This is a genomic window from Periweissella beninensis, from assembly GCF_016908275.1.
GTDB lineage: Bacteria > Bacillota > Bacilli > Lactobacillales > Lactobacillaceae > Periweissella > Periweissella beninensis.
This window is the reverse complement of record NZ_JAFBDN010000017.1, coordinates 18,808-31,271: the sequence shown is the minus strand read 5'-3', so window position 1 is coordinate 31,271 and position 12,464 is coordinate 18,808. Positions and strand designations below refer to the sequence as shown.

Below are 12,464 nucleotides of genomic sequence, written 5' to 3'. Positions count from 1 at the left end.
CTTTTTTTACACCTTTTTTTACAAAATGCAAGAAAAAAAGATACCGATTAACATGACGACGTCATGTCTATCAGTACCAAAAAGTGTAGACCCATAAACGGACATTAGTTACGTATAAATATAATTTATACGTAACTAATTTTTTAATATTACTACGTTATTGATCGGTAATACCCTTCTAAATACAAAAAAGGTTGGCAAGAATGTCTTGGTTTACCAACCTTTTTTCGCTAAATTAATTTTTAATTATATCGATTTATTTAACTCGTCCTAAAAAGTACTTTTTCTTACCACGCCGAACAATTACAAATTTCCCATCATACATATCATTAGGATTGATTTCGGTAGTCAGATCTGTAATTTTTTTACCATTGATACGAATTGCACCATTTTCAATATCTTCGCGTGCCTGCCGTTTTGACTTATCAATCCCCGCATTAACAATAAAGTCAACCACATTGACCTTTTCGTTTAACACGTTAAATGATGGCATATTAGCAAAACCCTGTTCAATTTCCGTAGCGGTCAACTCTTGCACATCGCCAGAGAAAAGAGCGGCTGATATCCGTTCAGCCTCTTCTACCGCCACTTGACTGTGGACAAATTTCGTTATTTCTTGTGCCAAGCGTTTTTGTGCTAATCGTTTACCCGGATCATCAAGCACGGTTTGCTCTAACGCATCAATTTCCGTTTTTGATAGAAAAGTAAAGTACTTAAGATACTTAACTACATCGGCATCATCTTGGTTATACCAGAATTGGTAAAATTCATATGGTGTTGTCTTTTTGGCATCTAACCAAACAGCTCCTCCTGCAGTTTTACCAAATTTAGTTCCATCTGATTTTAACATTAATGGAATTGTTAAACCAAATGCTTTCGCTTCATTTCCTTCTATTCGGTGAATTAAATCAATTCCGGCAGTAATATTCCCCCATTGATCTGCACCACCAATTTGTAATTGAACATCCTCACGGCGATATAATTCAAGAAAATCAACTGATTGTAGAATTTGATAGGTAAATTCAGTAAATGAAATACCAACCTCTAGTCTTGAAGCAACAACATCTTTCGCTAACATTGTATTGACAGAAAAAAGTTTACCATAATCTCGTAAGAAATCCATTAGACTTAATTGGCCTAACCAATCACGATTATTTACGATTCTGAAATTTTCTTCACCAAACAAATGTTGCATTTGCTTGGTTAATGCTGCTTCATTATGCATAACCTGGTCCATCGTTTGCAAAACACGTTCTGAATTACGCCCTGATGGGTCACCAATCGCTCCAGTTCCCCCCCCAATAACGACAACTGGCTTGTGACCAGCTAATTGAAATCTTTTCAAAACCATAAATGGAATTAAATGGCCAATATGCATTGAATCAGCAGTTGGGTCAATCCCCGCATACATACCAACTTGTTTAGTAGCTAATGCTTCTTGGAGGCCTACTTCATCTGTTAATTGATTAACTGCACCGCGCCATTTTAAATCTGTAAATATATCCATAACATTAAATCTCCTTAAATAAAAAAATCCTTAGACAAAAACAATTGTCTAAGGACGATTAATATCGTGGTACCACCTTAATTTATCAATAAACATCTTTATTGATCTCTAAGCCGTCGATAATGAGACGAACCAATAGCTCCATAGTTGTAATTCAATTTAATATCTCGACTAGTTTGCAACAACCACTAGTTTTCTTAAACAGCAGATAATAAATTTACTTTACTATTTCAACACTATCGTTATTCTAACATGCTCAATAAATTATTAAAACCCTAATTATTAAAAATTAATTAATCGTTGAATTACCATTATTATAATTAATCGTAATTCCTTTTTGAACATTAAAAATATAAACATTATATTTGATAGTTGCATTTTTAATTGATTGTGCTTGCATATGAACACCACGGGGGACTAATTCATTTTTACGATAAATTGGAGTGACTTCATATCTCACATAATCATTCCTATGCGTTCTTAAGTAATTAGCTGTTCGATTTTCATAATAGGTCATCGCGGGGTCATTTAATGATCGTGTGCCCGTAACCAAATTATGTAAATTATTATTTTCTCCCGTAAATTGATATCCAATCAAATGTGCCCGGTTAAACAACCAATCGTAATGGCCATTCATTGGTACCCGTCGATTACGATATCCGGTTGGGGTAACCGTTAACCGCTGTCTTTTAACAGTCGGCATTAAACTGGCATTTAATAAACCAGTCGCTATCGTTGCACGGTTCAAGTTATCTAACTCACCATACACAACCCATGGACCATTAGTCGTTTTTAATTGATTTGCCTTAAACGTTGGCTTGCCTTGATTAATTTGCACAATTTGTTGACCATTATATTTTAAGTTAGCTAATTGAGCATTCGTTTTAGTAGCTGTTTTAACACTTGTTTGCTTGCGGTCAACCGTTGTTTCTCTTTCTTGGTTATTAGTTCCCTGATTTGATAATAAACTTTTCCCACCAGTTATTAATAGTCCCAATATTAGAATAATAATATATAACTGATTTTTTTCTTTCCCTCTTTTAGACATTTTTACTCCTAAGTGTCAATTAAATCCCCTTATTAATTAATAGTCATAACGCTTCTTTGAATTCGTCCATGTACCTTGCGTCGCCGTGCTTCTCGATAATAATAAAAAAACTTTTGTTTTGCTAGCGCCGTTTGAGCCTGAATAAGGCGGCCATCATAGTTACTTTCTGTCATTGCTCGTTCTGAATATTTGGCCTCATCCCAATCCATTTTAGCCAAGTCAATTTGATCCATTAATAGCGTATCATAATTAGTCTTAATATTATGATTATCTTTCATAGCTCTGTCCGTCCTTCTACTGCTTTAATCAATGTCATTTCATCAGCATAATCGATATCACTACCTACCGCTAAGCCATGTGCCAAACGCGTTACTTTAATTCCAGCTGGTTTGAGTAATCGGGCTAAATACATTGCTGTTGCTTCACCCTCTGAATTAGCATTCGTAGCCACAATAACTTCGCTAATATCACTATGGTCTTGCAGTCGGGTTACCAAGCTAGTGATATTAATATCATCTGGACCTTGACCATTAAGTGGTGATAAGACACCATGTAGTACATGATACAGGCCATGATACTCGTGGGTGTTCTCCATCGACATAACATCTTTTGATTGCTCAACTACTAAAACGGTTGTTTGATCACGACTGGTATCTTGACAGATGATACAAGGATCATTTTCCGTAATGTTACCGCAGATACTACAAAATTGTAAATCACGTTTGGCTGCAATTAATGCTTGTGCAAAACCAGTAACATCTTCCTCATCCATCCCCAAAGTGTAAAAAGCCAAACGGGTTGCTGATTTTTGCCCAATTCCTGGTAATTTCATATAACTTGCTATTAATTGTGTAATTGGCTCTGGATATTGCATTCTTACTCCCTTCTAGTAACTTTCATATTTAATTTTACCATGCTTAATAAAAAGAGACTAAATCAAAAACATATTTTGATTTGGTCTCTTTTTATTAAGTAATTTTTATCCCAAATTGTAAATTTTAGCAAAAAATTAGAATCTAAAAACCTAAACCCTGTGTATATTTGCCCATTGTCTTTGAAGTTTGATCATCAATTTTTTTCATAGCATCATTAATCGCCACGATTAACATATCTTGTAATGTATCCACATCATCGGGATCAACTATTTTTTCGTCAATCACTAAATCTTTAAGCTCACGATCACCAGTAAACGTCGCCTTTACCGCACCATTTAAAGCTTCTCCAATAAATTTAGTTGTTTCTAAATTAGCTTGTTCCTCTTTAATTTGCTTTTGCATTTTTTGCATTTGTTTCATCATGCCTTGCATATTTCCACCACCAAACATTATTAATCCTCTTTTCTAATCTTTTCTTATTTCAATGTTTTCAACCCCAAACATTGTTTGAGCTTCATTTACTATATCTGTCATTTTAGCATTTTTGGCTTCATTTAGACTAGCCACTTCTTGTTTATTATTTAAATTACTATTTATAGCATCTTGTTCGTTTTCAATTTCTGTTTCATCCGTTACCGTCAAAGCTTGCGGTTTAGTTTCTAGCTCAATTTGCGCTAAGATTGGTGCTTGCATTTCATCAGGTTGTATTTTAGCTTTTAACTGTGTAACATAGCTTTTTCGTACTTGTTGCCATTGATCTTCTGTAATAAAAATTAATTGATATTCATTTCCTAACAATTTTTCTAGACTATCTTTAATACTTGTTTGCAACTCAATATCTTGAATCGCTAAATGGTGAATATAGGGTTGCTTAAAGACCAAAACCACACTTTGATCACTAGCCGCAACAAACTTAGCTTGACTTAATTTTGCACTTTGCACAACCGTTAACATATTCAATAAGTCAATGTACGCGTCATTAAAAGCTGTTAAGGCCCCTTTCGTAGCCTTTTGTAAGGTTAGGAAAACTGCTTGGCCATCCATTTTTACTAAGTTACTTTTTTGTACCTTGGTGATTAATTTAGTTGGCTCATCATCTACTACCTTATTTATTTCACCTTTAGTCGCTATTTTAGTATCGGTGCCTTGTACTGGTATCTTTGCGTTAAAAGTCGTAATTGAGCTTGCATCTTTTCTAGACTTTTCTAATTGCTTTAAAATCGTTTTTTTCGGTAAATTTTCAGCACTAAATGCTAATTCTTGCTTTGTGTGTGTATCATCTACTTTTTGATCAGATAAGTTACATAATTTAACGGTTAACACTTCTAAATAAACATCTGCATGCGTGGTATATCTAAGTTGTTGTTGAACATTATTTGACTCTTCAATAATTGTATATGCTTGTTGTAATGAAATGGTTTGCGCTTGTGTCTTAAAATCATTATTACGAATTGCATTAACTAACTTTGGTGCCTCATTAGCCAAAAGAAGGTCCCTTACATAACCAATCAAATCTTCGATAAACCGATTGGCATCTTTCCCTTCATCTAGCAATTGCTGTAATAACTCTAAGCCCTTGACAGTATCACTCTCCAGCACAGCTTGGACATATAGGCTCAATAAATCTTGTGTAACAGCTCCCGTGACCATTAGTGCGTTATCTAATGTCAATTTATTATCAGCAAATGATAATGCTTGATCCAATATACTTAATGCATCCCGCATTCCACCTTCCGCAGCAGTTGCAATTATTTGTAAAGCCTGCTGATCATACGCTATTTGTTTTTCCGTTAAAATATATTCCATGCGTGCTAAACTTGCCGTTTGTTTAATTCTTTTAAAATCAAAACGTTGGGTTCTAGAAATAATCGTTGCCGGAATTTTTTGTGGTTCAGTTGTTGCAAGAATGAACACCACTTGCGTAGGTGGTTCTTCTAACGTTTTTAGCAAAGCATTAAAAGCACCAGTTGAAAGCATATGAACTTCATCAATGATATATACTTTGAATTTTCCTTGAGTTGGTGCGTACTTAACTTTATCGCGAATATCTCGAATTTCTTCAACACCATTGTTTGATGCAGCATCAATTTCTATTACATCATTTAAAGTTCCGGTATTAATTGCTTGGCAGTTAATGCACTCATTACATGGTTCACCATCTTTTAAATCCAAACAGTTTAAAGCTTTAGCAAAAATTTTAGCAACTGATGTTTTACCTGTTCCTCGTGGTCCTGAAAATAAATATGCATGACTTGTTTGCTTTGTAATGATTGCATTTTTTAAAGTTTGTGTAACAACCTCTTGGCCTACCATATCTTTAAAAAACTGTGGTCGCCATACCCGATATAACGCTTGATAAGCCATTTTTGATTTCCTCTCAATTATATACTTAATACTATACTAACAAATTACACAGTTGTACCAAACTATTTGTTGTCCTTTTGAGTAACTTTTGTATAAAAAAAAGTAACCATCACTGGTTACTGACAAATAATACTATGTAATACAAAGCACAAGATACAATAATCTTAGGGCTGCTTCCTTCCAGACCTGACCCGATTCGAATAAGTATTTTTGCTTTGTAGCCCTTCGGCAATTATTTATTATACGTTATCAGCTAGTCTTGGTCAAGTTTTCTTTGGTGCTTAGCAAGCTTCTTTCGGACACGAATCTCTTTGAAAAAACTCTGCAGTAACTCGCCAGCATCCTTTGCTAAAACTAAATCATGCACTTCAACTTGATGATTAAATCGTGTATCAGATAATAAATCATATAGGCTGCCAACAACTCCAGCTTTAGGATCTCTTGCTCCGTAATAAAGCTCTGGTACTCGCGCATTTATTATAGCTCCTGCACACATCGGACAAGGTTCTAGTGTAACAAACATTTGACAGTCCTCTAATCGCCAAGAATGCAAATTACGATTAGCTTCTTGAATTGCCATAATTTCAGCGTGTATTGTTGCATCTTGCGCATGTTCGCGTAGATTGAACCCACGACCAATAATCTCTCCTTCGTGGACAATAACCGCGCCAATTGGAACTTCGCCAATTACAGCCGCTTTTTTCGCTTGTAACAATGCTTGCCGCATATAATACTCTATTTGTTCCTTGGCTAATTTTACCATTTTTATTTCCTACACTTGTTTTTAATTTAGATATACTGATTGTAATATATAATAGCCTTTATCTTTTGCGATTACTGTACAGTTTTCAAAAACTTCTGTCATTAATTTTTTGGCTGATGGTGCGCCTTGTTTCTTTTGTAATACAACGGTTAATGTGCCATTAGGTAATAAATGTTGAATTGCATCTTTTAACATCGTACTAACCACGCTCTTACCTGCTCGCACAGGTGGATTGGTCAAAATGGCAGCATATTTTCCTTCAACATTTTCATAAATATCAGATGTAAAAATATTAACGCGATCTTGAACTTGATTATCTTTAGCATTTATCTTTGCTAAACTTAAAGCCAAGCTATTCACGTCAACCATATCTATTTGGCGCTCAGGATATCTTAATGCTAAGGCAACGCCCACAGGCCCATAACCTGTTCCTAAATCTAATATCTTACCAGTTGGTATAATTGTTTCATTAAATGCCTTTAACATTGCACGTGTTCCATAATCAACTGTTTGTTTGGAAAAAACACCGTTATCCGTTGTAAAACTAATATCATTGTTTAATAGTTCAAATGTCCATTTTTTTAAAGCGTGTTCTACATCAGGATTAGTTGTATAGTAATGATTATTCATAATTTACCTCTTTTTTTGCTTACTCTAATAATAACTGGTTAATAATTTTTTTTATACCTTTTTATTTCTTCAAAAGGCGATTTAATCTAAGATATCCCGTTTAATTATTTCCCTCAATAACTATATATAGTATATCATCCATTGAATAGCCTACTACATATTGCTATACTAGATGCAGCATTAAAATTAAGCGAGAGGCAATTATTATGAAAAAATTTACTGTATTCACAAAAAACAATTGTATTCAGTGCAAAATGACCAAACGGTTTTTAAATGAAAATGGCATTGTTTTTGAAGAAAAAAATATTAATGAAAACCCTGAATATATTGACTATCTTAAAAATCAAGGATTTGCTGCTGTTCCAGTCATTGAAGGCGAAGGAATCCAATCCTTCGCTGGTTTTCAACCAGATGCATTAAAGCAATTAGCTTGATTATTGCACTGCAACCTAACTATTTACAAAATATCTTTTATAAGCATTCGTAATTTACTTTCGGTAACCTTTTATTGTTAAATAAATTACTGTGTCAATAAAAAAAGTGGCTAATTTTTTAATAATAATTTACCACTTTTTTTATATTGTACCTGTTCCTTAGCCTTATACCTCACCTATTCACTTAAATATTAGTTAATTATCACAAGCAAAGAAAGGGTCCAATTATGAGCTTACATACGCTAAATGATGTTACTTATTTTGATTTAAATAATCAAGTTAACATTCCAAAAAACAATCAGATTCAATTAGAAAAAGATCAAGCCGCTTTAGCTGCTTTTTTTAAAGAAAATGTTGAACCAAATACTATTAAATTTAAAAACTTACAAGAACGCTTTTCTTATTTAATTAAAAATGATTTTCTTGATGCCACTTGTATTGATAAATATTCTTTTACATTTATTGAAAAATTATACACCTTTCTTAATGAGCAAAATTTTAAGTTTAAGTCATTTATGGCAGCTTACAAATTTTACGCCCAATATGCTTTAAAAACTGATGATAAAAGCGCTTATCTAGAATCATATACCGATCGTGTAGCAATCAATGCCCTCTACTTTGCTAATGGTGATGAAAAACTAGCTTTGCGTTTAGCTGATGAAATGATTCATCAACGTTATCAACCAGCTACCCCTTCTTTTTTAAATGCTGGTAAATCACGCCGTGGCGAACTCGTTTCTTGCTTTGTCATTCAAGCTACTGATGATATGAATTCAATTGGTCGTGTAATTAATTCTGCATTACAACTATCAAGAATTGGTGGTGGTGTGGGAATGAATCTTTCTAACCTTCGTGAAGCAGGCGCCCCTATTAAGGGAATCGTTAATGCTGCTTCAGGTGTTGTCCCAGTTATGAAGTTACTAGAAGACTCATTTACATACTCCAATCAATTAGGTCAACGACAAGGTGCGGGCGTAGTTTACTTAAATGTTTTCCATCCAGATATTATGAATTTTTTAGCCACAAAAAAAGAAAATGCTGACGAAAAAATTCGAGTTAAAACATTATCGTTAGGCTTAATTATTCCTGATAAATTTTATGAATTAGCCAAAGAAAATACTGATATGTATTTATTTTCTCCATACGATGTTGAACGTGAATACAACACACCTTTTAACTACATTGACATTACTGCTGAATATACCAATTTAGTAGCTAACCCAAAAATTCGTAAATATAAGATAAATGCCCGTAATTTAGAAACTGAAATTTCAAAATTGCAACAAGAATCAGGTTATCCATATATCATTAACATTGATATGGCTAATCGAGAAAACCCTGTCGCTGGTAAAATCGTTTCATCTAATCTTTGTTCTGAAATTTTGCAAATTCAGACGCCTTCAACTATTAATGATAAACAGATTTACGATACTTTGGGAAATGATGTATCATGTAACTTGGGATCTATTAATATTGCTAATATGATGGATTCAGCAACGGATTTTGGTAAATCAATTGAAACAATGATGCGAGCCCTTACCTTTGTATCTGATTCAACGAAACTAGATATTGTTCCATCTATCCGTAAGGGAAATGATGATGCCCACGCTGTTGGTTTAGGTGCAATGGGTCTACATGGCTTTTTAGCTAAAAATAAAATTATGTATGGTGATGCAGATTCACTAGATTTTACTAATATTTTCTTTATGATGGTTAATTACTATACGTTGGTTGCCTCAAATCGCATTGCCCAAGAGCGCAAGCAAAGCTTTGCTGACTTTAAGCACTCTAAATACGCTGACGGTTCATATTTTAAAAAATATATTGATCAAAATTGGCAACCCAAATCGAATAAGATTAAAGAATTATTTGCTAACCATCACATTCCAACTAGTGCAGATTGGCAAAAATTGGCAGCCGATGTGGCTCAGTATGGGCTCTACAATCGTAATCGCATGGCTATCGCCCCTACGGGATCAATCTCATATATCAACGATGCAACTTCATCACTCCACCCAATTGTTAATCGTATTGAAGAACGTCAGGAGAAAAAAATTGGGAAAATTTATTATCCCGCCCCATATCTTTCAAATGATACTATTCCTTATTATCAGTCAGCTTATGATACAGACATGCGTAAAGTAATCGATATTTATGCAACTGCTCAACAACACATCGACCAAGGAATGGCTTTGACCTTGTTCTTGCGTGCGACTTTACCAACTGGATTATATGAATGGAAAAATGGCCATACACCTAAAATGACTACTCGTGATTTAAATATTCTACGTAATTATGCTTATAAAAAGGGCTGTAAGTCAATTTACTATGTTCGTACTTTCACTGATGATAATACTGAAGCCGGTGTTAATGAATGTGTCAGCTGTTCAATTTAGTTAAGCCTAATCTAAACGTTCAATCACACATATTTGCAAAAAAATAAGAGGTTAATAAGTATATGACAGACGCATACAAAGCTATTAATTGGAATCAAATAGAAGATGCTATCGATAAAGCAACTTGGGAAAAATTAACTGAACAATTTTGGTTAGATACTCGTATTCCTTTATCAAATGATTTAGATGATTGGCGCCAAATGAATTCTCAAGAACATTACTTAGTAGGGCATATTTTTGGTGGCCTTACATTACTCGATACCGTACAGTCACAAGATGGAATGTCATCTTTAAAACAAAACATTCGCACTCAACAAGAAGAAGCGGTTTTAAATAATATTGAATTCATGGAATCTGTCCATGCTAAATCATATTCATCAATTTTTGAAACCTTAAATACCCCCAAAGAAATTGATGAAATTTTCGAATGGACTAATACTAATCCGCTTTTACAATTTAAAGCGCAACGTATTACTGACATTTATCGTAACGGTAATGAATTTCAACGAAAAATTGCGTCCGTCTTTCTCGAAACATTTCTTTTTTACTCTGGCTTCTATACTCCTTTATATTATTTAGGTCATAATAAATTAGTAAACGTTGCCGAAATAATTAAATTAATTTTACGTGATGAATCTGTTCATGGTACTTATATTGGTTATAAATTTCAACTAGCATTTAATGAGCTAGCCGAAGATGAACAAACGCAATTGCAAGCTTGGATGTATGATTTATTATATGAACTATACTCTAATGAAGAAAAATATACACATGAAATGTATGATGCAATTGGTTGGAGTGAATCAGTACTAACCTTTTTACGCTATAATGCAAATAAAGCATTAATGAATTTAGGCCAAGATCCAATGTTTCCTGACACCGCTGATGATGTTAATCCAGTCGTTATGAACGGAATCTCTACTTCAACATCTAATCATGACTTTTTTTCACAAGTTGGTAATGGTTATCGTCTCGGTCAAGTTGAAGCCATGAATGATAGTGACTATGATATTTAGATTTTTCTGCTGATTCGTATTAAAAAATATCATCTCAACTAATCTAGTTGATAACGTAATTAATTTTTTGTTAGGTTTCGTTTTTAAAGACATTGATTACAGTTAAAAAGACCATTAAATGAAATTTAAAATTTCATTTAATGGTCTTTTTGTTTTTACAAATTATGGCATAGTTTTTTCAACTGCTCTACTTGCTACTACTTTAAATTAGTACACGTACACTGGTGTCCCATTTGGCATATTAGTATAAAACCATTTTGCATCTGCCACACTCAACCGTATACAGCCATGTGATGTTCGATGACCTAATTGATTACCAAATATAGCTCCATAGGCCCCATTAGCTGATAACGTTGGAATACTATGAAAATAATAGCCACCTGCAGCAAAAGCACGCCAATACTTAGCACCCCCATTACCTGACCAAAAATATTTACCACCACTCATTAACTTAAAGTGCCCTCTTACCGTTGGTGTACTAATTTTACCAGTGGAAGCCATCATCGTATAAATAACCTTTTTACCTGATCTAAAATACACCCGTTGTTTTGCAACTGAAACCGCAATATTTAGTTTTTTAACTCTCTTAACATTAAAATACCGACCACCAGTTGTATTTCGCCAAAATTGTCCAGAACTACTGAGACTAGTACTTCCAACCCAACCGATAGCTTTACCCGTTCCTGGTAAGGCTACTAGATAATATGTTTTACCATTAATAATCGTAGCTTGCTTTTTTATTTTTACCATGTATTTTTGAATCTTATTTGCTTCTTTACTTTTACGATTCCGAACACCTTGATAATATGGTTTTACCCACACATTAGCATTTTTACTTACTATTCGATACCCGGTGACTTTTTTTACTGTTTTAATCTGATTAACAACCTTCATTCTAAAAATACGACTAATGCTTTTACCATTGGTCAAATTTACCGTAACCGTAATATTTGCTCGTCCTACTCCTATACCTCGTGTTAATAGACCATTTGAAACTTTTACTACGTTTACATTACTCGTAACTACACGATAGTTTTTTATTTTAACGGTATTTTCCGTATCAGCTACTACCACCTTAAAACGATTATACTGGTTAATATACAGTTGTTTTTTAACATTATATATTTTCATCGTTATTTCAGTTTTACTAGCATTTGTTTGTTTTGCTGTCTGCCTTTTAGCTACGGCGTCCGTTTGAGAACTATTCGCATTTTTTACTGTTACATTATTTTGAATATTTTCATGTTCATTAGTTGCAGCATTAATATGCATACTTGTAATGCTCAGTATTATAAGTATTGTCAAAACAAATTTATTTATAGTCTTAATCATCAAATTATTTTCCTTAATTTATTTGTTTACACTCAAATTATATAACTAAATATTAATATAGCCAAGGATTAAAACAATTAATTATAAAATTATAAATAA

Annotated in this window: 12 protein-coding genes, 1 other RNA gene and 1 other annotated feature; of the genes, 3 read left to right on the top strand and 10 right to left on the bottom strand. The window is 33.6% G+C overall.

Annotated elements, in window-relative coordinates; all coding sequences use genetic code 11:
* Positions 1-256: 256 nt before the first annotated feature.
* The 9 genes from tyrS to JOC59_RS06715 form a co-directional block, all read right to left on the bottom strand.
* Complete coding sequence (gene tyrS, locus JOC59_RS06755; protein ID WP_205144035.1) at positions 257-1,507, bottom strand: tyrosine--tRNA ligase; 1,251 nt, start codon at positions 1,505-1,507, stop codon at positions 257-259.
* A gap of 47 nt (positions 1,508-1,554) precedes the next feature.
* Positions 1,555-1,750: a binding site (T-box leader), on the bottom strand.
* A gap of 46 nt (positions 1,751-1,796) precedes the next feature.
* A complete protein-coding gene (locus JOC59_RS06750) occupies positions 1,797-2,555 on the bottom strand; it encodes a DNA/RNA non-specific endonuclease (protein WP_205144034.1) in 759 nt (252 codons plus the stop codon).
* A gap of 32 nt (positions 2,556-2,587) precedes the next feature.
* Positions 2,588-2,833 (bottom strand): YaaL family protein, encoded by a 246-nt coding sequence (locus tag JOC59_RS06745; RefSeq protein ID WP_205144033.1) that lies wholly within the window; start codon positions 2,831-2,833, stop codon positions 2,588-2,590.
* Complete coding sequence (gene recR / locus JOC59_RS06740) at positions 2,830-3,429, bottom strand: recombination mediator RecR (RefSeq protein WP_205144032.1); 600 nt, start codon at positions 3,427-3,429, stop codon at positions 2,830-2,832. The genes JOC59_RS06745 and recR overlap by 4 nt, the downstream gene beginning before the upstream one ends.
* 142 nt (positions 3,430-3,571) lie before the next feature.
* A complete protein-coding gene (locus JOC59_RS06735) occupies positions 3,572-3,883 on the bottom strand; it encodes a YbaB/EbfC family nucleoid-associated protein (RefSeq protein WP_205144039.1) in 312 nt (103 codons plus the stop codon).
* A 12-nt stretch (positions 3,884-3,895) separates the two neighbouring features.
* Complete coding sequence (dnaX, locus tag JOC59_RS06730) at positions 3,896-5,794, bottom strand: DNA polymerase III subunit gamma/tau (RefSeq protein ID WP_205144031.1); 1,899 nt, start codon at positions 5,792-5,794, stop codon at positions 3,896-3,898.
* Between the two features lie 128 nt (positions 5,795-5,922).
* An RNA gene (gene ffs / locus JOC59_RS06725) (signal recognition particle sRNA small type) lies at positions 5,923-6,021 on the bottom strand.
* 26 nt (positions 6,022-6,047) lie between these two features.
* Positions 6,048-6,557 carry a tRNA adenosine(34) deaminase TadA gene (gene tadA, locus JOC59_RS06720; RefSeq protein ID WP_205144030.1) on the bottom strand — a complete coding sequence of 170 codons (510 nt, stop codon included), beginning with the start codon at positions 6,555-6,557 and terminating at the stop codon, positions 6,048-6,050.
* Positions 6,558-6,578: 21 nt separating this feature from the next.
* Positions 6,579-7,187: a class I SAM-dependent methyltransferase gene (locus JOC59_RS06715; protein ID WP_205144029.1), complete on the bottom strand. Its 609-nt coding sequence runs from the start codon at positions 7,185-7,187 to the stop codon at positions 6,579-6,581.
* 206 nt (positions 7,188-7,393) lie between these two features.
* Between JOC59_RS06715 and nrdH the strand changes: the two genes are divergently transcribed.
* The 3 genes from nrdH to nrdF all read left to right on the top strand — a co-directional run bounded on the left by nrdH (position 7,394) and on the right by nrdF (position 11,033).
* On the top strand, positions 7,394-7,621 hold the full coding sequence (gene nrdH / locus JOC59_RS06710; RefSeq protein ID WP_205144028.1) for a glutaredoxin-like protein NrdH: 228 nt from the start codon (positions 7,394-7,396) through the stop codon (positions 7,619-7,621).
* 227 nt (positions 7,622-7,848) lie between these two features.
* Positions 7,849-10,017: a class 1b ribonucleoside-diphosphate reductase subunit alpha gene (nrdE, locus tag JOC59_RS06705; RefSeq protein WP_205144027.1), complete on the top strand. Its 2,169-nt coding sequence runs from the start codon at positions 7,849-7,851 to the stop codon at positions 10,015-10,017.
* 62 nt (positions 10,018-10,079) lie between these two features.
* Complete coding sequence (gene nrdF / locus JOC59_RS06700; RefSeq protein ID WP_205144026.1) at positions 10,080-11,033, top strand: class 1b ribonucleoside-diphosphate reductase subunit beta; 954 nt, start codon at positions 10,080-10,082, stop codon at positions 11,031-11,033.
* 207 nt (positions 11,034-11,240) lie between these two features.
* Here the strand turns inward: nrdF and JOC59_RS06695 are convergent, their stop codons facing one another.
* The gene (locus JOC59_RS06695) at positions 11,241-12,305 is read right to left on the bottom strand and encodes a L,D-transpeptidase family protein (protein ID WP_205144025.1); all 1,065 of its coding nucleotides are present in this window, start codon (positions 12,303-12,305) and stop codon (positions 11,241-11,243) included.
* Positions 12,306-12,464 lie beyond the last annotated feature (159 nt).